Origin of the sequence: Psychrobacter sp. AOP5-GZ1-6, assembly GCF_052376345.1 — a bacterium.
Taxonomy (GTDB): domain Bacteria; phylum Pseudomonadota; class Gammaproteobacteria; order Pseudomonadales; family Moraxellaceae; genus Psychrobacter.
On the sequence record NZ_JBQSVP010000046.1, the window covers coordinates 1 to 23,578 of the forward strand.

The 23,578-nt window shown below is 41.5% G+C and carries 19 protein-coding genes; 12 read left to right on the forward strand and 7 right to left on the reverse strand.

Annotated elements, in window-relative coordinates; genetic code table 11:
* Nucleotides 1-582: 582 nt before the first annotated feature.
* Nucleotides 583-990 (forward strand): hypothetical protein, encoded by a 408-nt coding sequence (locus ACT3RN_RS07920; protein ID WP_192520074.1) that lies wholly within the window; start codon nucleotides 583-585, stop codon nucleotides 988-990.
* Nucleotides 983-1,639: a CDP-alcohol phosphatidyltransferase family protein gene (locus ACT3RN_RS07925; protein WP_192520073.1), complete on the forward strand. Its 657-nt coding sequence runs from the start codon at nucleotides 983-985 to the stop codon at nucleotides 1,637-1,639. Before ACT3RN_RS07920 ends, ACT3RN_RS07925 begins: the two co-directional genes overlap by 8 nt.
* Before the next feature lie 67 nt (nucleotides 1,640-1,706).
* On the opposite strand, the gene ACT3RN_RS07930 is transcribed toward ACT3RN_RS07925, so the two are convergent.
* Nucleotides 1,707-2,507, reverse strand: coding sequence for a crotonase/enoyl-CoA hydratase family protein (locus ACT3RN_RS07930; protein ID WP_192520072.1), 801 nt, complete (start codon nucleotides 2,505-2,507; stop codon nucleotides 1,707-1,709).
* Nucleotides 2,508-2,752: 245 nt separating this feature from the next.
* Between ACT3RN_RS07930 and ACT3RN_RS07935 the strand changes: the two genes are divergently transcribed.
* Both ACT3RN_RS07935 and rlmF read left to right on the forward strand, forming a co-directional pair.
* Nucleotides 2,753-3,478 carry a LysE family translocator gene (locus ACT3RN_RS07935; RefSeq protein ID WP_192520071.1) on the forward strand — a complete coding sequence of 242 codons (726 nt, stop codon included), beginning with the start codon at nucleotides 2,753-2,755 and terminating at the stop codon, nucleotides 3,476-3,478.
* A 29-nt stretch (nucleotides 3,479-3,507) separates the two neighbouring features.
* Nucleotides 3,508-4,566 (forward strand): 23S rRNA (adenine(1618)-N(6))-methyltransferase RlmF, encoded by a 1,059-nt coding sequence (gene rlmF, locus ACT3RN_RS07940; protein WP_192520078.1) that lies wholly within the window; start codon nucleotides 3,508-3,510, stop codon nucleotides 4,564-4,566.
* A gap of 292 nt (nucleotides 4,567-4,858) precedes the next feature.
* Here the strand turns inward: rlmF and ACT3RN_RS07945 are convergent, their stop codons facing one another.
* From ACT3RN_RS07945 to dnaA, 5 genes are all read right to left on the reverse strand, one after another.
* Nucleotides 4,859-5,494, reverse strand: coding sequence for a manganese efflux pump MntP (locus ACT3RN_RS07945; RefSeq protein WP_192519649.1), 636 nt, complete (start codon nucleotides 5,492-5,494; stop codon nucleotides 4,859-4,861).
* A gap of 132 nt (nucleotides 5,495-5,626) precedes the next feature.
* A complete protein-coding gene (gyrB, locus tag ACT3RN_RS07950) occupies nucleotides 5,627-8,194 on the reverse strand; it encodes a DNA topoisomerase (ATP-hydrolyzing) subunit B (protein ID WP_442074774.1) in 2,568 nt (855 codons plus the stop codon).
* A gap of 552 nt (nucleotides 8,195-8,746) precedes the next feature.
* Entirely contained in the window at nucleotides 8,747-9,952 is a 1,206-nt protein-coding gene (recF, locus tag ACT3RN_RS07955) for a DNA replication/repair protein RecF (RefSeq protein WP_192519648.1), read from the reverse strand.
* 124 nt (nucleotides 9,953-10,076) lie between these two features.
* Complete coding sequence (gene dnaN, locus ACT3RN_RS07960) at nucleotides 10,077-11,252, reverse strand: DNA polymerase III subunit beta (protein WP_192519647.1); 1,176 nt, start codon at nucleotides 11,250-11,252, stop codon at nucleotides 10,077-10,079.
* Between the two features lie 161 nt (nucleotides 11,253-11,413).
* Nucleotides 11,414-12,859, reverse strand: a complete 1,446-nt coding sequence (gene dnaA, locus ACT3RN_RS07965; RefSeq protein WP_192519646.1) for a chromosomal replication initiator protein DnaA — start codon at nucleotides 12,857-12,859, stop codon at nucleotides 11,414-11,416.
* A gap of 612 nt (nucleotides 12,860-13,471) precedes the next feature.
* Between dnaA and rpmH the strand changes: the two genes are divergently transcribed.
* The 8 genes from rpmH to ACT3RN_RS08005 all read left to right on the forward strand — a co-directional run bounded on the left by rpmH (nucleotide 13,472) and on the right by ACT3RN_RS08005 (nucleotide 21,139).
* The gene (gene rpmH / locus ACT3RN_RS07970; protein ID WP_007394757.1) at nucleotides 13,472-13,606 is read left to right on the forward strand and encodes a 50S ribosomal protein L34; all 135 of its coding nucleotides are present in this window, start codon (nucleotides 13,472-13,474) and stop codon (nucleotides 13,604-13,606) included.
* 186 nt (nucleotides 13,607-13,792) lie between these two features.
* Nucleotides 13,793-14,164, forward strand: coding sequence for a ribonuclease P protein component (gene rnpA, locus ACT3RN_RS07975; protein ID WP_192519645.1), 372 nt, complete (start codon nucleotides 13,793-13,795; stop codon nucleotides 14,162-14,164).
* Nucleotide 14,165: 1 nt separating this feature from the next.
* On the forward strand, nucleotides 14,166-14,546 hold the full coding sequence (gene yidD, locus ACT3RN_RS07980; protein WP_192519644.1) for a membrane protein insertion efficiency factor YidD: 381 nt from the start codon (nucleotides 14,166-14,168) through the stop codon (nucleotides 14,544-14,546).
* A gap of 210 nt (nucleotides 14,547-14,756) precedes the next feature.
* Complete coding sequence (yidC, locus tag ACT3RN_RS07985; RefSeq protein ID WP_192519643.1) at nucleotides 14,757-16,445, forward strand: membrane protein insertase YidC; 1,689 nt, start codon at nucleotides 14,757-14,759, stop codon at nucleotides 16,443-16,445.
* A 169-nt stretch (nucleotides 16,446-16,614) separates the two neighbouring features.
* Nucleotides 16,615-18,066 (forward strand): tRNA uridine-5-carboxymethylaminomethyl(34) synthesis GTPase MnmE, encoded by a 1,452-nt coding sequence (gene mnmE, locus ACT3RN_RS07990; protein WP_413038453.1) that lies wholly within the window; start codon nucleotides 16,615-16,617, stop codon nucleotides 18,064-18,066.
* Nucleotides 18,067-18,226: 160 nt separating this feature from the next.
* On the forward strand, nucleotides 18,227-18,685 hold the full coding sequence (gene nrdR / locus ACT3RN_RS07995) for a transcriptional regulator NrdR (protein ID WP_192519642.1): 459 nt from the start codon (nucleotides 18,227-18,229) through the stop codon (nucleotides 18,683-18,685).
* A gap of 87 nt (nucleotides 18,686-18,772) precedes the next feature.
* Nucleotides 18,773-19,828, forward strand: a complete 1,056-nt coding sequence (gene ribD, locus ACT3RN_RS08000; RefSeq protein ID WP_442061832.1) for a bifunctional diaminohydroxyphosphoribosylaminopyrimidine deaminase/5-amino-6-(5-phosphoribosylamino)uracil reductase RibD — start codon at nucleotides 18,773-18,775, stop codon at nucleotides 19,826-19,828.
* A gap of 636 nt (nucleotides 19,829-20,464) precedes the next feature.
* Nucleotides 20,465-21,139 carry a riboflavin synthase gene (locus ACT3RN_RS08005; protein WP_442061830.1) on the forward strand — a complete coding sequence of 225 codons (675 nt, stop codon included), beginning with the start codon at nucleotides 20,465-20,467 and terminating at the stop codon, nucleotides 21,137-21,139.
* A gap of 91 nt (nucleotides 21,140-21,230) precedes the next feature.
* Here the strand turns inward: ACT3RN_RS08005 and ACT3RN_RS08010 are convergent.
* Nucleotides 21,231-23,578: response regulator (locus ACT3RN_RS08010; protein WP_444518556.1), on the reverse strand; the 2,348-nt coding region annotated here is incomplete at its 5' end.

A 23,578-nucleotide genomic window follows, 5' to 3' on the forward strand; every position in this document is an offset into this window, starting at 1 on the left:
GATTCTTCAAGGAGATAATCATCGTAAGCTTCGATCTTGTCGCAGCCTTGTATTTTCGTATGGGTATGGTTTTTGTCATGTGTTGGCGTATACGTTTGAACGTCTGCATGTCCTGATGACATACATAACAACAGACCTGCTGATAGCAATAACCTTTTCATCATAGTTGACCTTATATTGTTAAGTCTAACGACCTATCAACTCAGTTTCACAACGTTCAACCACTGTGATCTGCAAGATATAGTCACATTCATATAAATCTGCTGCATCGTCACCCCTGCTGACCTTACTAAGGTATAGCTTGCACTCGGTTTCCTTGTATCGAAAATATTTGAACTCAACCATACAGAGCGGCTCTAAAACACAAGAAGACTCTTTTTAGTACATAAATCCATTTTCACATGAGTAATCCGCACCTAGTTTTACAAAACGATATACGTTAAAATCGATTATAGTCAGCTCTATACGATTAATTCAAGATCAATCAACCATAAAAATCCATACTGATACAGCAAATAAAGTGCAAGAGATACTTCAATATGGCTTGCAAAATTGATGCTATCGCTCTATACGGAAACCAACGTGCACCAGGAAAAAACCCGCCTAAGTCTAGCGTTTAACATCAGCTCTGCGGCACTCGCTTTTATTATTTGGGGCAGTTGGGCTTATTACGCCAATAGCGGGTCAGATACTAGACTTATATCCGCACTTACCCAAGCACTAGCCAGCTTCTGCATTACTCTAATACTGGTACACATGGTGACATTTATATTTCATCTACTACCAAAGACGCCTTTGCGTATCATCCTGCCAGCTATCATTTCAGTCAGCCTGACTGGCAGCGCACTGATACTAGCGCACACATTGGCAGGTACCTCAAAGATACTGCTCACTATCGCACCCGCATTGACGGTTGCTTTTACTTTTTGTGTAGTAACGGCACTAAAGTTAAATAAAACAGCGACCCACGCTAAGGAACACCATGTCTGAAATCGAAGGTCGTCGCCCCCTAAAAGTCCGTAGCGCAGGTTTTGCTAAAAGTATCGCGCAGTGGCTGAGTAATAAAAACATCACACCCAACCAAATCTCGATTTTGAGCGTGGTGTTTGCAGCACTGTCCGCGATCTGTCTCTTTGCCCTACCTTACGCAAACGGCATTAGCTTGTGGTTACTACCCATCGCAGCAGCCCTATTTATTCAATGTCGCTTATTGTGTAATCTATTTGATGGTATGGTTGCCGTCGAAGGCGGTAAAGGCACAGCGGCAGGAGAGCTGTACAACGATATCCCTGATCGAATCGCTGACCCACTGATATTGATTGCGGCTGGTTACGCCGTTACAGTGGTGGACTGGGCGGCCATACTGGGCTGGGCGGCAGGATTGCTTGCCGTATTAACTGCGTATGTCCGTACGCTATCTGTGAGTATCGGGGCGCCTGCTAACTTTGCAGGACCGATGGCCAAACAGCATCGCATGGCACTGCTGACCGCCACTTGTATCGTGACAGCGATTGAGCCACTATTATGGGCTCAGACTCTGACTATGTTAGTCACTCTCATCATTATCATTGCTGGCTGTATCATAACGATAACCAATCGAACGATAACCGCTTATCGATATCTCGAGGAAAACGCCTAAAAAATATCATCAATGCCGCTATGCTGGTACCTAAATAGCGACATTGAAGACTTAATCATTTGCAGCCCTAGCGTCCCGTAAACTCAGCTTCACGTCTCTCAACCATCGCCATTACGCCCTCTTTTGCATCTTCTGAATGAAACAGCGGCGGCAGATAACTATGGATATTGGCTAATGCGGTCGCAGCCCCATTACGGCTCGCATCTTGCGCTGATGATAATGTACCTCTGACGCCCAAAGGCGCAGCTTTGCAAATTTCTTGTGCCAACGTCAATGCGCGCTCATACTCAGACCCATTAGCTACTACCTCACTGACCAGATTCAGTCTATCAGCCGTCTGCGCATCGAATGCTTTACCAGTAAGTAGATACGGCATGGCTTTTTGCCAGCCTGCAGCCGCGACAAAGCGTACCGTCGCCCCACCAAATGGCATGATGCCGCGCTGGACTTCCATTTGTGCAAAGTTGCAGTTATCACTGGCGATCACCACGTCACTGTTTAGCATCAGCTCGATAGCTACGGTAAAGCACGTGCCCTTAACCGCGACGACTACAGGCTTAGTACGTAGTTTTCCACTGATACCCCATGGATCGATTTGATCATCATTAAACTCAAACACGCCATCGTTTAGCTTGTCTTGTAACTCGACCAAGTCCAACCCAGCGGTAAAGTGATCACCATGGGCAAATATCAGCGCACAGCGTAAGTTGTCGTCTTGCTCGTAGCGGGTCATCGCATCAGACAGCTGCCCGATCATATGACTGTCAAAGGCGTTACGTTTATTGGCACGATTGAGCCCGACAAGGCAAACGTGGCCTTGCGTGTCATAAGTGATGCGATTGTCTGTGCTGTTACTGTCCGTAGTCATGGTTTCATCCTTGTTCAAGTAATCATTGTCTTATAGTGGTTGGTTATATAGTAGGTGGTTATATGGTCAAATCTCGAGACTTTACTCACAGAAATTTGTCGATAGACCCACTTTTAATATAGACACCCTCGCGCTATAACACAAGCAGCAGAACTGCCACGAATAAAGCGTAGTTTAATATCAGTTGACCTCATTTGCGTTCAGTGTAACCATTATCCAACTTAAGACATCACTCAGAGCACTTTATGGAATTTTGGCACGGTTTTTTGCTTATCACCAGCGTCCATCTACTCGCTGCCGCCTCACCAGGGCCTGACTTTGTCTTAGTATCGCAGCAGACATTGGCAAAAGGTCGACGCACTGGTTTGATTTGTAGTCTCGGTATTACCTTAGGTCTTGCCGTGCATATTATTTACTCGGTATTGGGACTGGCGACGGTCATTGCTCACTCGCAGCCGTTATTGACTACCATTAAATGGTTGGGCGGTGGTTATCTAATTTATCTCGGTTGGCAGGGCATCCAAGCCAAGCCTAAAAAGCCATCAACGCCAATTGAGGACATAGCCTCAAACTCTGATACTTCACAAGAGAAGTTTATCCATCAAACAGCACTGTCTGGCAATCCTATGCCTGATAACCCTACTGCCCTTCAAAAACCCCCTAATAATACAGAATCAACGTTTGCCACTATACGTCGCGGGTTCTTTTGTAATGTCTTTAATCCAAAAGCGCCTGTCTATTTTGTCGCTATCTTTACGCTGGTATTGTCGCCTGATATACCGCTTTGGCAACTGGCTATTTATGGCGTATGGATGATGATCTTACAGATGTCATGGTTTAGTACGGTCGTAATGCTACTCTCTATCCCTGCTATTCACCGCCGCTTTCAAAGGTTTGAGCATTGGATCGACCGCGTATTAGGTACAGCGATGATAGTATTGGGATTAAACCTCATTTTACGTAACCGATAAAACGTTTGTTTGCGGCGAAATCTGCTAAAATGGTTGATTATATTCAAACATCAAAGCCACGCACTATGACCAGTTATCCCTCGAACAGTAAGCACAGAAACAGATCTCCTGCGACCGCAAAAAAACTCGGTCAGCTGCACCCACGTAACCCGCACCAAGGTCGTTATGACTTTGCGGTACTGACTCGCGCCTTACCCGAGCTTGCTGAACATACGATTACCAATCCTAAAGGTGAGTCGACGATTAACTTCTCGGATCATCAGGCTGTGCGCGTGCTCAATAGAGCACTGTTGGCCAACTATTATGGGGTCAAGTTTTGGGATATTCCTGAAGGCTATCTATGCCCGCCTATCCCTGGTCGTGCAGATTATATTCACTACATCGCGGATTTATTGGCGCAAACCACTCACGTAAATGCTGATAACACACCGCCGACAGGCAAAGAGATTCACGCGCTTGATATCGGTACTGGTGCTAGTGCCATCTACCCTATCGTTGGCAGCCAGAGTTATGGCTGGCGCTTTACCGCAAGCGACATTGATCCTATTTCAGTCAATACCGCAGCGTTAATTTGTGACTCAAACCCAAAACTAAAAAACTCAGTTAAAGTAAAGCTCCAGCCTGAGCCTAAATTTATCTTTAAAAACATCATTGGTCGTCAGGATTATTTTGATATCGTGGTTTGTAATCCTCCGTTTCATGCGTCTTTAGAAGAGGCAATGGAAGCCAATAGCCGTAAGCAGCATAACCTACAACGCCATCGTGGTAAAAACGAAAGCCCTCAAATCAGTCGTCATTCAACCAAGTCAGGGAATGCCGCACAAAACCTAAACTTCGGTGGTCAACATAAAGAGCTGTGGAGTGAAGGTGGCGAGATTGCATTCTTAACCAAGATGATAAAAGAGAGTCAGAGCTTTGCAGAGCATGTCGGTTGGTTTACTAGCCTCGTCTCAAAGTCTGAAAACGTAAAGCCTTTACAGTTGCTACTAAAGCAATTGAATGTCACTCAAATGCGTATCATTGAGATGAGCCAAGGCCAAAAAAGCACGCGTCTATTGGCATGGCGTTTCGATACCGACGAAGAGTAATCACTAAACAAGACTACTCACACCTTGTTTCACGTGAAACAAAAAAAGGCACCGCTTTGAATATCAAAGCGGTGCCTTTTTTTAAGGATTAATTTTTACAACGACTAATTTTAATAAAGGCTAATCTTTATTAAAACTAAGTAAAAACCTAAGTATAGCCAGTCCTAAATAAAAGAGGTGCAACTACATGATATGGGTTACTTTTTTCTTGCTTGCTGTGCCTACGCAGACAGAGGCGGCGCAAAACGTAACCCGTATCGCTGTATTTATTTTATAGTGAATCAACTATAGATTAGCCAAAAAACATCACCTTCAGCCCGATTAAGACAAGTACCATACCGCCCAACGCTTCTGCTTTATCTTCTAACCACGTCCCTGAGCGCCAACCTAGATAAACACCAAATAAGCCAAATACAGCGGTAACGATGGCAATAATCAGACAAGCTAACCAAGCATTGATTGCCAATAAATTGAGCGTAAATCCCGCTGCCATCGCATCGATACTGGTCGCAATGGCGAGGGTAAACAAAGTGCGCTGACTGATCTGTTTTTGCACGGTACTGTTGACTAAAACAGTATCAGCATTCACCTCAACCTCTTTATTTTCAGCACTTTCATCAACTTCATTAGCCTCATCAGTCCCATTAACTCCAAAGAACACTTCGTAAAGCATCTTTCCGCCGAGAGCGATAAGAATAAAACCACCAATCCAAGGCGCAGCCGCTGCCAACCAACCCAACAGTGCCGCACCTAATAAGTAGCCTATGAGCGGCATCACACCTTGTGCAATGCCAAAATATAAAGCAGCATAAACAGCCAAACGCAGCACATAATAATGACTTTGCTTTTGTGATTTAGCACCTAGCCCGATCGCGACTGCAAACGCATCCATCGCTAAAGCGATAGCAAGTAGTATCACCTCAATCATTTTGTTTTTCTCGTAAAATAGTCAGATTTTTGTTCCACGTGAAACAAAAATACCGCTTTGGATGCCAAAGCGGTATTTTTACATGCTATTAGAACAAGTCCCAAACTCAGATATCAAACTTAAGGTCCAAGATTAGATATCAAGATTAGAAACCGTCAATGCATTCTCTTCAATGAAGATACGGCGTGGTTCGACATGATCGCCCATCAAGCAGGTAAACATATGATCCGCAGCGATGGCGTCTTCGATGGTGACGCGTAGCATGCGACGATTTTCAGGATCCATTGTTGTGTCCCAAAGCTGGTCGGCGTTCATCTCCCCTAGCCCTTTGTAGCGTTGAATCGCTAGACCGCGACGCGCATCAGCCATCATTTGCTGCCACAGGTAATCGAGGTCACGTATTGGAATATCTTTAGTCGTACCAGCACTGGCTTCACGGCGGATAAAAGCATCATCCTCAAGCAAAGTATTCCATTCAGCAGACAGACGAAGCAGCTTACTATACTCACCAGAGTTAACAAAACTGGCATCAAGTAGATAATGATGTGCTAACTGATGCACATAGACCGTTATGCGTGGTAACCACTGTGCTTTGGTAGATACCTCTTCACTATCAACCGCCTCGCCCTCTTCAGCCGATGTAACTGGCGTCATACCTAACAGATCTACAGCGGCTGCATCCATATTTTTTGGTTGTGGTGCATGAATATTAACCAGTTCAATCTCAGGACTCAGATCGCTACCGAAGTGATCAAGCTTAGTCTGCATCGCTGCTTTCCACGATTTCATGGCAGACTCATCATAAGTCATGTCAGTACTAAGTTTTGGTGTATGCGTCAATGCGTCCAAAATTACCGCTGGGAAGCGAATCTGCAGACGTGCTTTGATCAACTGAGTTTGGTTATAATCATTGAGCAGTGTTTCAAGCGCTTGCCCAGTAATCGCAGGCGCATCGGCACTAATATGCAACTTAGTATTATCGATTGTTGAAGACAATAAGTATGCTTTGAGCGCTTCATCATCTTTTAGATATAGCTCTTGACGACCTTTTTTCACTTTATATAGCGGTGGCTGAGCGATATAAATATAGCCACGTTCGATTAGCTCTGGCGTTTGGCGGAAGAAGAAAGTCAATAGCAACGTACGAATGTGTGATCCATCAACATCGGCATCGGTCATGATGATGATTTTATGATAGCGTACTTTGTCAGGATTATATTCGTCAGGACCGATGCCGCAGCCAAGCGCAGTAATCAAGTTGCCCACTTCAGCAGAAGACAGCATTTTGTCAAAACGCGCACGCTCAACGTTTAGAATTTTACCTTTTAGTGGCAAAATTGCTTGCGTCTTACGGCTACGACCTTGCTTAGCCGAACCACCTGCAGAGTCACCCTCCACAATATAGAGTTCTGACAATACTGGGTCTTTTTCTTGGCAATCAGCCAACTTACCGGGTAGGCCCGCAATATCTAACGTTGTCTTACGACGCGTCATCTCGCGCGCTTTACGGGCCGCATCACGGGCACGTGCTGCATCGATAATCTTGCTTGCGATTGCTTTACCTGCACTCGGATTTTCTAACAAATAATCGTTAAATTTGTCATGCATCGCAGATTCGACAGCAGATTTGACTTCGCTTGATACCAACTTATCTTTGGTCTGACTCGAAAATTTTGGATCAGGTACTTTTACAGAAACGATAGCAGTTAAACCTTCACGAGCATCATCACCCGTCGCAGCGACTCGCTCTTTTTTGAATAAGTTTTCGCGATCCATGTAGCTATTTAAACCACGTGTGAGTGCTGAACGGAAACCAGATAAATGCGTACCACCATCACCCTGTGGAATATTATTGGTAAAACACAGTACTTTTTCGTTATATGTATCTGTCCACTGTAGCGCCACTTCGACACTAATACCGTCATCCTGGTCACTGGTAAAATGAAATACTTCATTGATGCCATCTTTGCCGGCATTGATATAGCTGACAAACTCTGACAAGCCACCTTTGTGCTCGAACTCATGGTGCTTATCGATACGCTCATCAGTCAATACGATACGCACACCTGAGTTAAGAAACGATAACTCACGTAAACGTTTGGCTAAAATATCATATTCAAAAACAGTTCCAGTAAAGATATTGGCACTTGGATAAAAACGGATTTGCGTACCCGTCTTATCAGTGGCTTCCATCCGCTGAATATCAGCATCAGGTACGCCATCAGTATAAGTTTGATGATAATGATAGCCTTCGCGCCAGATATTCATCTCAAGCTTTTCAGATAACGCATTTACTACCGAAACACCTACACCATGTAGACCACCTGAGACTTTATAACTGTTGTCATCAAATTTACCACCGGCATGTAGCACGGTCATAATAACCTGTGCCGCAGACACGCCTTCTTCTGGGTGAATATCAACAGGCACACCGCGACCATTATCCATAACGCTAACAGATTCATCTTCGTGGATAATAATATCAATCTGATCACAATGACCAGCAAGCGCCTCATCAATAGAGTTATCTACTACCTCAAAGACCATATGATGTAAGCCTGTGCCATCATCGGTGTCACCAATATACATACCTGGACGTACGCGTACTGCCTCTAATCCGCGCAAGACACGAATATCTTTAGAGCTATAATCAGAAGGTGATGCTTCAGAAACCGCAGCAGATACTGTAGTTTCTTCCATAGCGTCAGATATCAGTTGCTCGTGGTCGGTAGGTAATGAATCACTCATGTGTCTTCCTTAATCTAGCCATAATCAGCCGTTTGTCATGGACCCACCACTACGATGATGCCTCATAACGTCATTTTGGACGTAACTTTTATTGTCGAAAATTTTGATGTACAAGTTTGGCTAAAGCGAAATCAGCCAAAAATTTATAGGATATGACAGCGACTCAAAAAACATAAAGTCGGTATTTAAATCACGCTAACGCTCGTTTCTTTTTTTTAAACATTATCAAAACTAGCCTTGTGGATTAAACACAATATTATCAATATCTTATAAAGAAACAGACAGTAAAGACGATCTATTCAACATCATCAAACAACTTGCTGAAAACAGGATAAAAATAAAGCTTAATTTTAGCATTTTTTTGCTTCTAAGTCACTGTTTACTGGTAGCTTTATCGGCATCTAAAGCCGCCTCAAGATAACCTTGATTATAGGAAAACAATAGCAAATCTAAAAAATTTACGAGGTGATAAATCAGGGTAAAATAGACAGTACAAAAAAGCGCTTATAAAGACAAAATCTGACCATGTTTCACATGAAACATATTATGGTGTGACCAAAACCTTTCGATGAATGGTACGATATCATCCGTCAAGCTGGTCATAAATACCTGACATGGCAACTGTGATAAAGTCGATAATAAGATCTCTATCGCCCTATTATCAAGCTCTGCCGTAATATCATCCAATAATACTACTGGCGTAATACGCGGTTGCGATGCTGAAACAGACAAATCAGTGTCCTCTGTCGCATTAAGAAGCAGTGGCAGCTGTGACAACCTTAATGCTGTTATGAGAAGTTTTTTTTCACCACGAGACAGTACATTCGCTGCTTGTTCTTTTAAAACAGGCAGTTTTTCGTTTATTTCAGCCTCTATCATCACGCTTGAAGATTCTTTATTATACTCTGCTACCTCATTAGAGCGCCAATGCACATGAATGTCAGCGCGATGATTGCCAATGCGGGTATAGCCCAACTGCAAATCCTGCTCTAAACGCTCATTCAGCTGTACATCCAACGCTACAGTGGTATCGTAGCCAGCATTATAGCTTAAGCTCAATTGTTCCGAATAAGACGGCAACAACTGTGAAACGCTCTCAGCAAAATAAGGCTTCCATTCGGTAAATATCCGCTCACGATAATGATGGATAAGAGCAGCATGATTACTAAGACCTTTATCCCATGATTTTAGTTCAGAGAGCTGTACTTGGGTTAATTGCCTCGTCTTTTTTAGTAGACTATTGCGCTGTTTTAGTAGACGTTGGTAAGCTACCCATTGCGGATGAAAACCTTGTTTCATGTGAAACACTAACCAGTCCAGTAACTGTCGTCGACTGGCACTGCCCTGCTCTAACATATCCATCGTTGACGGATCTATCAGTAATGTTGGTAACTGTTCGGTTAAGACACTTTGATTGTATACAGTGGTTTGATTAAGCCGCAGAACGGTAGTTGCGTCTGTTTGTTTCTGAATGGCTAAGGTACTGCTATCGTTGAGACAAGCGTGTACAGTCACTGCATTCTGATGATGTTGAATATAGCGTTTGGGCTGATGATGACGGAAGCTTTTGCCTCTTGATAACAAAAATATTGCTTCAAGTAACGAGGTTTTACCGCTCCCGTTTTCACCAACAATGACGTTGCAAGCAGCTGAATTTAGATTAACTTGCGTCAAATTGCGTAAGCATGAAACTTGTAGACGTTCAATCATAATAACGAGAGCCGCCTATTTTATTGCCTACCTACTGAACAGCAAGTAGGTATATTTGGCAAGCAAAAGTCGAATAACACAATAGATAAATTACGCTAGATTAGTATTCTAAAATGAATAACAACTAGATACGCATTGGCATAATGACATACTGATGGAACTCGTCATTTAGCTGGTTAACCAACACTGAAGCGTTTGATTGGCTCATATGCATTTGCAAATCTCCTTGAATCACACTGAGAACATCTTGCAGGTAAGCTGCGTTGAATGACAACTCCATCGGCTCACCTTGATACTTAGCTTGTATCATCTCAACTGCTTCATCTTGCTCAGCGTTGTTTGCACGCACCTCTACCATGCCATCACTGGCAAAGTTGAATACCACACCGCGAGATTTTTCATTACTCAAAATCGCTACACGGCGTAGTACGTCAGTCATTTTTTCTTGGTTGAATAACGCCAATTTGTCAGTATTGCTTGGCATGACACGGCGATAGTCTGGGAATTTTCCATCAATCAAACGCGCTGTGAAAGTCACCATCAAGTTATCACTCACCTGCCCTGCACTATCGACATCACCAAACGGTAAGCTAACTTGCAAAAACTCACGACCAAAGCTCAATATTACTGCATTATCCTTATCACCCAACATTTTACCAAGCTCAGCAGCCAAGCGCTCAAGCTCAATGACAGCCTTGCGTGGCAAGATAGCCTGCATATTCAGATCAGCACTGACATCGATCACACTACGCGCCAAAGCCAGTCTATGTCCATCAGTCGCAACAGTCGTTAATTGCTGCTGTGATACATCAAACAGCATACCTGTTAAATAGTAACGCACATCCTGAATCGCCATCGCAAACTGGGTTTTATGAATCAAATCTGTCAAGCGATTGCGACTAATAGTCAATGGTGTGATATTTTCAGGATTACCTAAGCTAGGGTAATCCTCACTCGGTAATGTCCCTAAGGTAAAACGGCTTTTACCACTGGTTAACAGGCAGCGCTCATTTTCTTGAGTGGCAAGATTAACTTGAGCTTGTGCAGGCAAAGACTTACAGATGTCTTTTAGTTTTGTTGCAGGTAGTGTTGTTGTACCTGCTTGAACACAAGCACCTGCAGGCAATTTTAATGTCGATGTTAGTTCTACTTCTAAGTCAGAAGCCGTCAAAACCAGCTCTGATTCAGATAGCTGCAACTTGATATTGCCCAAAATGACCATGTTATGACGCTTATCAGCAGCTTTGGCGATTAGGTTAATGGCTTTTAGTAACGACTCTCGATTAATCGATAATTGCATGCTTAGTTACTCTTATTTAAATGGCTTTATTTTTATAAATTTAAAATAATGACTCAATAATACCCTGTCTACTGACGATAATCTATTGACTAGCTATGCGCTTAGATTTTCAATATTATAAATCATATCATACGACTAAAACATAGTGATATAGCAGGTAACTAACCAGCTTGTAACATTAAAGCCAGCGTCTTGTAATCTTTATCAAACGCTGGATCTGCTGCACGTAATTCATTCACTTTATCACAAGCATGCATCACTGTCGTATGATCGCGCCCACCAAATGATTGACCAATCTCAGGAAAACTATCTCCCGTCAACTCACGTGATAGCGCCATCGCTATTTGACGTGGTCTAGCAATACTGCGTGTGCGTTTACGACCCATAATATCTTTAATGGTCACATCATAATACTCAGCAACCACTTTGCGAATATTATCCATATTAACGGCTTGTACGCGCATGGCTACAATATCTTTTAACGCATATTGCACCATTTCAAGGGTTATCTGTGCGCCTGTCAGATTGGCATTGGCAAAGACTTGATTTAAAGCACCTTCTAATCGCCTGACGTTTGATACCACGTTTTGAGCGATAAATAGCGCACATTCTTTAGGCAACGTCATACCGTACGAAGCTGCCTTCTTTTGCAAGATTTGTACACGAGTATCAATTTCAGGTGGATCAACTGCGACCGTTAGCCCCCAAGAAAATCGAGATCTAAAGCGTTCATCAAACTCCGTCATCTGCGATGGATGTCTATCAGAAGCCAAAATCAGTTGCTTATCACCGCTGGTGAAATCAGCAAACAAAGTCAAAAATTCATTACTGCTTTTTGTTTTCCCTGCCAATACATGAATATCATCTACAATTAATAAATCCACTTTTTTAATTTTCTTTTTGAAATCTTCTATTTTATTATTTCTTAATGAATAAACTAATTGATTAATAAATTTTTCGGAAGTGAAATAATAAAAACTTTGATTATTTTTCAAATAGCGATGTGCTACAGAATGCATTAAATGCGTTTTCCCCAAACCAGAAGGTCCGTATATAAATAAAGGATTGTGACGGTTTTTCGACTGGCGTTTTCCGAGCTCATAACAAGCTTTGTAAGCAAGGTTATTGGACTTACCAGTAACGAATGTCTCGAATGTAAAATCTGGATTTAGATAGCTCAACGATTTTGCATCAGTAGAGTCTACTAAAGCAGCACGACGCGTATTGGCATCAATATCTGCTTTCGCATTGTTATGATGAATCGTTTCAAAATTAGATTCTGCAAGGGTAGGGGAGTGCTTATCTTCTACAAATAAAGAGCCTGATGACAACTGGGTACTATCATCTGTGTCATGCCCCACATTATCAACACGGACAATAACCTCTTCGATACTACCTTGGCTATGCTTAGTAACCAGCTGCTGAATATCTTGTAAATGGTTTTTTTTGATGTAAGTAACAAAATAATCATTAGGGGCAAGTATGATAAGGGTTTGTTCTTCCTGATGGGCTGATAAAGGTCTCAACCACATAGTGAATACGTTGTCTTTGACGTTATAGCGCAAGTCGTTTAAACACTTATCCCAAATATTTACTGTGTCTATCATGAATAATACTAACCCTATGATCTGAAATAATAGATATGTCTCAATGATATAAACCGCTATTTAAGCACTAGCATAGCTTCTGAGGACTCAACTCAAAACTATATTGGCAAGCTGAGCAGAAACACATATCGGACAGGAGGTTAATTTACCACAGTTACCCTGTGGATAACACCTTGTTTTTTGTGGATAATATTGTGGATAGTTTTGTGGATAAGTAGAATAATCAACTTATCCATATTTAACCCACAGGTTATCCACAGCATTATCCATACCTTAAAAATATGATTTTAAAGGATAAATATAACTTAACCACAGAAAAAACATCTACCAATAACAACAATACTTATATATATTAATAGTTTATTATTATAGAGTTCGAGACAAACTGTGGATAACTTTTAAAATTCAGCTCAAATAAATACGTGTTCTAAGTTGGTTTAACTGGACGTGTAAAATATATTTCTATTAAAACCAACAAGCAGATAAGTTACTTTAATGACCAAATTTTTAGGGATATGAATATCAACTAAATTAGTTCATTGACCAAGATAGTATGCGGTGGTATAATCCTCCGTTATTACGAATTTAGTCCATTATTTTGATAGGTGAGTTATGAAACGTACATTCCAACCAAGCGTGATCAAGCGTAAACGTACTCACGGTTTCCGTGCTCGTATGGCAACTAAAAAAGGCCGTCAGGTCTTAGCTCGTCGCCGTGCTAAAGGCCGTCATCGTCTTACTGTATAATTAGTAGACGATGATAAGCATGGCTAATAGTGCTTGTTAGATCTCTATTATTTATAGATTATGATAGTCAACTATTACAACTGACATTTAGCCATATATCAAAAGCGCCCGAATCGGCGCTTTTTTTGTCTTTATATTTTGCTATTATTTCTAATCTCACCATGAGCGCTTTTACTGGGTTTTAATATGTCAAATACTGTTTCAGCTATACCTACTGCTCGTTTCACTAAAGAGCAACGACTGCTAACACCAGCGGATTTTCGCGTGGTGTTCGATGCACCTGAACGGAAGCTTCATCAGAGTCATCTGATGGCCTTTGTACGTTCTAATACGCGTAACAAGCCACGAGTTGGCATGGCTATTACAAAGCGTAAAGTACCTACTGCAGTTGCTCGAAATCTTATTAAACGTCAAATACGAGAACAATTTCGTTTAAAAAATATTAAAATGGAAGATAAAGATATTGTTTTTATTGTGAAAAAATCTATAGAAGGATTAAATAAAAAAGAATTAAAAAATGAAATAAATAATATCTTTAAAAAAATAGAAAAAAAATAAAATGAATATTTTTTTAAAAAAAATAAACAAAATATTTTTAATAATTTTATTTGGTTTAATTTTCTTTTATCAAAAAATAATTAGTCCTGTCATTCCTGCCCGTTGTAGATACTATCCAACATGTTCAAATTATGGCAAACAAGCGTTGCGTTGGCATGGGGCCCGAACTGGTAGTTGGTTGTTGTTGAAACGTATTGGTAGATGTCATCCTTTAGGCGGACATGGTATAGATTTTGTGCCTGTACCTTTAGCTTCTTATAAATATCATTATCTACCCTCTACTTGCTCTTCAAATATAAATAGCCAAGGAATAGGTGTTTATCGAGATAATAAAAGCTATGTTTCACGTCTTAATCATTTGATGACGTTCGAATCAAAGTGAGTGTGGATAACTTGTGGGTATCTCTGCTATTGAGTTACCCACAAGTTATCCACACTCTTGGTATCATTTAAGGCTGATTTTTAGTAAAATGATGCACATTTTATGTAAATGACTACCAATACTGTTGTTAGATGCGAGGACAACTGTGCTGTACAGTCATGACACATGCCCTAATTTTTCATTCCCTAATTTTTAATCTAGGAAAGGTTTATGCAAAAGATATTTAGGGTGATGATCATCATTGCGATGTTAATCACCGCTTATCTGCTGATTTTGGCATGGCGAGATGATTATGCCGATGCACCAGCGGTGGATGTACAGCCAGAAACCACATCTTCAGTAGGTGCTGATATTCCATCTTCGACCAGTGCAGCAGGTGATATTCCGGCTCAAACACAACCTGTTGATAATGCAACTGTGGCTACGGTCAATACGCCTACTAAAGACACAGGTCTAATTACGGTCACCACCGATCGCTATGATATAAAAATTAATCCAGAAGGTGGTGATATTGTTTATGCTGCGCTTAAACAATACGACGCAACGCTAAACAGCGATGAGCAGTTTGTACTGTTAGAGAATGACAGCAATCGTGTCTATGTGGCTCAGTCTGGCCTGATTGGTCAAAATGGCATTGATACGGCAGAAGGTCGTGCTAATTACAGTCATACTGCTAATAATTATGTAATGGAAGAAGGACAGCAAACACTGTCTGTACCGCTAACTTACAAAAAAGATGGCGTGACAATTACTAAGACATTTACCTTTACTGAAAGCAAATATCCGATTGATGTTAGCTACAAAATTCAAAATGCATCTACGGCTGCTTGGCAAGGTCAAATGTTTGCGCAGTTAAAGCGTGATGATAGTAAAGATCCAGGTACTTCTAACAAAGGCGTGCTAAGCATGGCGACTTATTTAGGCGGTGCGTGGGGTACACCTGACGATCCTTACAATAAACTGAAGTTTGATGAGTTTAATGATGGAGAGTTGGTTACTAGCAGCGATAAAGGTTGGGTTGGTATAGTGCAGCATTATTTTGTATCTGCATGGACGCCTAATAACTTTACTGGTACTTTCTTTAGTCGTGAGACAGGTGACGATTACTTTATTGGTTTTAATAGTAAGCCAGTCAATGTAGCGCCAAACAAGCAATTAACATTAGATGCCACACTATATGCCGGTCCAAAAGTTCAGTCAGAGCTAAAAGATGTCTCTGTAGGTCTGAATAAAACGGTTGATTATGGCTTGCTATGGCCAATATCTAAGGTCTTATTTGCTATTTTGGATGGTATTCATAAAGTCATTGGCAACTGGGGGTGGTCTATCATCCTGTTGACAGTGTTGGTTAAAATTGCACTGATGTGGTTCTCTAATAAGAGCTACTACTCGATGGCGAAGATGCGTGCTATCGGACCAAGATTGAAAGCGCTAAAAGAAGAGCATGGCGATGATCGCATGAAGATGTCGCAAGAAATGATGGCTATCTACAAAGAAGAGAAAGTCAACCCAATGGCGGGTTGTCTACCTATCTTGATGCAAATGCCTATCTTCTTAGCATTGTATTGGGTATTGGTTGAAAGTGTTGAGCTGCGTCATGCACCGTGGATCTTGTGGATACAAGATTTATCAGCAATGGACCCGTGGTTTATTTTACCACTATTGATGGGTGCATCGATGTTTATACAGCAGCAGCTAAACCCGCAGCCAGCTGATCCAATGCAAGCAAAAGTTATGAAGTTTTTACCGATTATCTTTACTGCATTCATGCTGTTCTTCCCGGCAGGTTTGGTTTTATATTGGACAGTGAATAACTTGTTTAGTATGACTCAGCAATATATTGTGAATAAAAAAGTTGAGGAAGAGCAAAAGCGTCGTACTGTTAAGGAACTTGATTAATCATTCGTAAGTTAGCACAACCAAAGACCATCGCTTAGGCGGTGGTTTTTTTATGCATGGAATATTAAAGTGAGATAAAACTAAGCTCAAACCGACTGCTATTTGAAGTTTGCTTTGTCAGTCTGCATTGAGCCGTCTATAATGGGGTTTTTAGTTATTGAGAGTCACTGTGGATTCTTTAGAAAATGCGTCAACAGCGCACCCTGTATCTGAACCGACTAAGTCATCAGGGTTGACGACAATTGCTGCCATTGCAACACCACTTGGTCGTGGCGGTGTCGGTGTCATACGTTTATCTGGTGCACGTGCCCATGAGATTGCCTGTACATTAACTGGCAAGGCTGCCTTTACGCCGCGTATGGCCAGCTTTTGTCGTTTTTATCAGGCAGATGGTACTGTTGTGGATGAAGGACTGGTATTGTACTTCAAAGGCCCACATTCATTTACAGGTGAGGATGTGATTGAGCTGCAAGGTCATGGCGGCATGATCTTACAGAATCAGCTATTAGCACGCGTCTTTGAGTTGGGTGCCAAACAGGCAAGTGCAGGAGAATTCTCTTACCGCGCTTTTGATAATGATAAGTTAGATTTGGTGCAGGCTGAGGCCATTGCAGATGCGATTGATGCGACCAGTGCGGCAGCAGCTAGTAGTGCCATTCGCTCATTGAGCGGTGAGTTTTCACAAAAAATCAACCAACTATTAGAGCAGCTAATTCATGTGCGTCTGCATGTTGAAGCTGCCATAGACTTCCCAGATGAGGAAGATGTGGACTTCTTATCTGACGGGGTGATACAAGCCAAACTAGAGCAAACACAGGCTAAGATACAGCAAGTACTGGCAACGGCTAAGCAAGGTCAGCTATTACGTGACGGTATACACGTGGTGTTAGCGGGTAGACCCAATGCTGGTAAGTCAAGCCTACTTAACCGCTTAGCAGGACAAGAGCGCGCTATCGTAACTGACGTAGCAGGCACCACGCGCGACACCCTACAAGAGACGGTGGTGCTAAACGGCCTAACCTTACATCTCACCGATACAGCAGGATTGCGCGAGACAGAGGACACAGTGGAGCGTATCGGTATTGAGCGTGCCCGTACTGCCATCACGCAAGCTGATATGCTGCTGATGGTTTATGACGTGACTCGCGATGTTGAAGAACAAAGCACACCGTTACAGCTCGCTGAGCAGCTGTTTGGTGAGTTGCCAGAAGCGAAGCGCTTACTGATTATTGCCAATAAAAGTGACCTATTAAGTGATGTCGCAGATAGTAATCTGATAACAGCCTCACAAGCTGAGATAAGCGATCGCGGCTATGATCAAGTTAATGTTTCATGTGAAACAGGCATTGGCATCGATGAGTTAGTTGAAGTCTTGTGTTCTAAGGTAGGTTTTCATCCACCAGAAAACAGTCTCATTGCTCGCACAAGGCATTTAGATGCATTAAGGCGGACTATGGGCCATTTGACAGAGGCGCATGAGCAATTAACAGTATTTCAAGCGGGTGAGCTGGTAGCAGAGAGCTTGCGTCAAGCCCAAAATAGTTTGGGTGAAATAACAGGTGAGTTCAGCGCTGATGATTTATTAGGTAAGATATTTGGTAGCTTTTGCATTGGTAAATAGCTAAGCAGTTTTATAATTTGTAACGCTACTATTTACTTGTTGACGGTGTGTCCTCATTTTTATCCATCTAGATAACTATTGATTGACTTGAGGATGCTTCCTAGCATTTGTTCCATACATAACGACTCTCGCTGTTCAGTATTAAGATAAGGAAAATGCTATGCACTGCCCGTATTGTAATGCATCAGATACTAAGGTTATTGATTCGCGTCTTGCTGCGGAAGGAGCGCATGTGCGTCGTCGACGGTCTTGTAATAGCTGTCAAGAGCGTTTTACGACCTTTGAGATGGTAGAGGTGGTGATGCCTCGAATTATTAAGTCAAGCGGCAAAATTGAGCCTTATGATAATGAAAAACTGCGCCGCTCTATCTTATTACCTTTGCAAAAGCGTCCCATTACTATCGATGAGCAAGAGGCGATGATTAGCCGTATAGAAAAGCGAGTTCGGCAGATGGGTGAGCGTGAGATTAGTAGTAAGGTCTTGGGTGAAATTATCATGAGTGAGCTTAAAACGTTAGATGACGTGGCTTATGTACGTTTTGCGAGCGTTTATCGTGACTTTCAAGATATTGATGCATTTCATCAAGAGATTGCTAATATTCGTCCAAATGAAAAATAGGCGAATTAACCCTGATGTAGTGTTTGAACACCCACCGCTTTTTATTCTTTTATAGACCACTCTCAATCATTGATTAAGTCCATCCTTATGTCTACCAAAAACCACGCGCAAGATGCAAAAGACCGTTACTTTATGATGCTTGCTATCGAGCAAGCAAAACAAGGACTATATACCACTAGGCCAAATCCAGCAGTAGGTTGTGTCATTGTTCAAGCGGACGAGATAATCGGTCAGGGGTTTCATCCAAAAGCAGGTGAGCCCCATGCAGAGGTATTTGCGCTCAAAGATGCTGGTAGACAAGCAGAAGGAGCAACTGCTTACGTAACTCTAGAGCCTTGTAGTCATACCGGTCGTACACCGCCTTGTGCAGTCGCGCTTACTAATGCGGGTGTGACACGTGTCGTGATTGCAGGGCTGGATCCTAACCCACAGGTCTCAGGGCGTGGTGTGAAGATGTTGCAGGACGTCGGGATAACAGTTACGGTTGGTGTACTAACGGCGCAAGCAGAGCTATTAAATCGTGGCTTTTTGAAGGCAATGCGAACCCAGATGCCTTATGTACGTCTCAAAATTGCCACGAGTCTCGATGGCCGTACAGCGATGGCAAGTGGCGAATCAAAATGGATTACTTCAGCGGCTGCTCGTGAGGATGTTCAAAAGCTGCGGGCACAAAGTGGCGCTATTATTACAGGTAGTGAGACAGTGATAGCTGATGATCCACAGCTTAACGTTCGATCCGAACAGTTAGGCGTTTCACCTAAACAAATACCAAAGCCTATGGTGGTCGTGTTGGATAGACGTCAGCGTTTAACACACAATCTACAGTCTAATTATCAGCTATGTCGTCGAACAGATACTGTTTATTGGCGTAATGATGATTTAACTGCCTTATTAAAAAATTTAGTAAAAGAGCATCAATGCTATGACGTATTGATTGAGGCTGGTGCGAGTGTTGCAGGTAGCTTTTTGAGTCAACAGTTAGTAGATGAAATGATTGTTTATCAAGCACCTTGTTTACTCGGAGCACAAGCACGAGCCATGGTTGATCTCAATCCTATATCTTTAGCCCAGCAGCTGCGGTTTGATATCGATAGGCACGAACAACTTGGCTCAGATCTTAAACTAATCCTGCTACCTTTATAATTTTATGGTGTTATACACAAGATATCCCCAGGCTGTAATAAGGCTTCTTTTTAATCTGGTCGGGTATTAGGAATATCATCTATTCAATCGGTAGTTATTTGAATGGACTAACAGTGGTTCAGTCAGTGGTTAAGGTTTGCCAAACAACATTAAATAGCCGGCTAATATTTTGATTTTAGCTACGCTATTTTCCTTGTTTGATTACAATATGTCTCATTTTTAGTGCTATTTCTAAAATAATGACAGACTCTAAATGTATGTTAAGTATGAACGAGCTAGTACGTGAGGTTATGTTTCACATGAAACTGTGCATAACTTTGTTTCACATGAAACTCATAAACTAAGCCTTTGTTGTTTTTTTAAAATAATTACTTTAAAATCAATGGTATATACTTTATTTGATCGAATTTTTTAAATACAGTTGGTTTTTAGATTTCTGTGGATAACTCTACAAAAACAAGGGTTTTAAAGGTAAGTTGGATTGATTTACTGTTACTTATCCACAACTTATCCCATAATAAGTTTGAAATAAATTCACATTTCACTAAAAACTTAGTTCAGACAAACATGATCAATAAATTAATAAGTCGAAATACGTTGTCGATAACGGCAATATAATAATGAGATGAGGCATATATGTTTACCGGGATTATAGAAAGTGTTGGAAAGGTTAAATCCATGCAGTCTACGGGTGGTGATATACGTTTGACGATAGAGTCCGATGATTTGGATTTTAGCGATGTAAAACTAGGCGACTCAATTGCTTCAAATGGTATTTGTTTGACCGTTGTGGATTTTGGTAGTAATCACTACTCTGTCGATGTCTCACGTGAAACAATCGCTCGCACAGCGCTTGAGGATCTTAAAGCAGGTTATATCGTCAATTTAGAGAAAGCCATGCTACCCACCACTCGTTTTGGTGGTCATATCGTTGCAGGTCATGTAGACGGTGTAGGGATTGTTAGTAAGCTGCAACAAGATGCACGTTCTATCTACATCGAAATTGAAATACCCCAAGAACTGGCACATTATACAGCGACTAAAGGTTCTATCACGGTTGATGGTATTAGCCTGACGACCAATCTTGTACGTGATAACATCGTTTGTCTCAATATCATTCCTCATACCGCACAAGTGACTAACATTGCCAAACACTGGTTGGTTGGTAATAAAGTCAATATAGAGGTGGATATCGTTGCTCGCTACTTAGAGCGTCTATTAGGTAAGTCGCAAACAGAAGGGCTGAATGCCCCCAATCCACAAAGTCAGATTACAGAAGCGTTTTTAGCAGATAATGGCTTTATGAAGTAATAGTCGAGAGCACAAAGTGATGGGTATTAAAACAGCTATGTTCGTAATGAATGTAGCTGTTTTGGTATGAGACATTGGCGTTACGAGCTTGCTAGGTTTTTATGAAGCGCTGTAACACCTTTGCTAATTCTTTTTTATTGATAGGTTTGGATAAAAAGTCATCCATTCCTACTTGAGTACAAGCTTCACGGTCCTCTTCGGTATTGTTTGCAGTTAATGCCACGATAGGGATGTTATCACCTTGCAAGCGAATAGCTTGAGTTGCTTGTAAACCATCCATAACTGGCATGCGGCAATCCATTAAAATAAGCGAGATCTCTTGACGTTGAGTCTTTAGCTGTTCAAGAGCTTGCTGACCATCTTCTGCGACTACACTACGATAACCAAGCTTGCTCAATATTTTGCAGGTTATTTTTTGGTTGGTTGGACTATCTTCTGCGACTAGAATCAGTGGAGACAAGACTTCTTTTTTGGGTATATCTTCTTCCACAAAAGATGGACTGCTATCATATTGATGTTTGACCAGTATGTTTAGTTTTTTCCTTGCAGACAAGGTTAAGCGGAGCAGCTCAGAAACTAGTAAGCTTGCGTCCAAGGGTTTGGTCAAAAATCCATCATATTGGTCTAGTATGGTAGAGGAAATATGTCTTTCAGGTTTCATGCTAAGCAATATCTTTGGTAGTGAAGACATAGTGCCTAGTTTGTTTAACACTTCTTGTTGTTCACTATGCTTGTTGCTCGCATGAGCTGATAAGTTGATGGATTGGTTGTATTCATAATCCAATAACAAGACAGGAATGACGGTCTGCTCATCTTGCGTTAATTTGTTTTTTAGCTGCTGTATAGTGGCTCTATCTAAAATACTGTAAGTAGTCACGGATATCGTTAAGTATTCGCACAAACGTTGTAAATGCTTAGCAACTAAAGGTTGGTTGACAATAGCGATAAGGTGAATATGAGACAGCTGCGAACAAGGATGATATACCGGTTCATAAGTGGAATGACGCTCAGGAAGATAGAGACTAAATACCGTCTCTTCATCCGCTGTAATATTTAGTTCGATAAAACCGCCGAGTAACTGAGCGAAGCTATTGGCATCATTCAGGCTAATTTCACTGTCTTTAACCAAGTTATGATTGGTTTGATCACTGTCTTGATTCAAAATAGTGACTAATTGATTTTTTCTCTCAGGAGTAATAGCTACTCCAGTGTCTTTTACATTAAACCGAATCCAATAAGATGTTTGCGCAGGCATTATAGTATCGTTGTTAGGCGTCAAGTACTGGTTACTTATTGGCGTGACCTTGTCTTTAGATACGCGATCAACAGTGAGAGCGACATAGCCTGATGTTGTAAAATTAATAGCATTCTTCAACAGATTTAATGAGATATGGCGTAGCCGAATGTCATCAGTTTCAATGTAACGAGGACAGTCTGGCGCAAAGAAATAGATCAACTCTAGCCCTTGTTGTCTTACTTCTTTTGTGACTAAGCTGCTAACTTCTTTGCTTACTTTATAAATATCAACCGTTTCGATGCTTAGACGTGTTTTTCTGACATCAATTTCCTCTGTCGCTAGCGTGTCATTGAGTATAGTCAGCATCTTTTGACTGGTTGTAATCAATGTGTTTAGAGTTTTCTTGCCTTGCGCCGTCAATGTTGAAGGGTCGATTGGTTCCAACGAATCAACTATCTTCTCTAGTGGTATCCGTAACTTACGACCTATAAATGCTTGGGCTTCGCTTGATTCATCAATTTGTAATTGTAGCTGTTGGTTTTTCTGCTGTAGTTGTTCTATTTGATTGGTATATTCATTAATATTGCTAAAAAGTGCGGTAAAGCCATGAACTTGTCCATGTTCGCCAAACCATGGTGTGATATGCAGTTGGTAAGACTGCTGGTTTTCTAACCCATAAACAATTAAGGTGCGAGTGACACGTAGGTTTGATAATTTCTGTAGTAGTAACTGAGTGGGCTTATCTTTAGCAGCCACAAAGTCGGTTAGTTGGCAGCTATCATCATAGTCTTGAGAAGGACAGGTAAACACTTGCTCAAAACGTTGATTAAAAAAACTTATCTGACCATGACGCATAATCATTAGCATTGGTAACGGTGCTTGATTTACCAAACGATCGAGCCGATGCGTCAGGGTCGTTATACGACGATAGTCCTTGTGTAGCTGATAATTAACACGGCTTAGCGCATGACCTAAACGCAAGAACTCAGGTGTGGATCTTTTATATAGAAATGGTGGTGGACTATAAGCATCCTTGGCTTGACTGTTGAGACTGTCGGTATAAAGTAATAGCTGTTCCCAATCGACGCGACGATTGAGCATGTAAAGTAATCCGATGATAAACAGCACGATAGCTGTCATCAATGGCAACCAATAACGGTAAGATAACCAGTTAATATCTAGTGATCTATGACGTAATATAA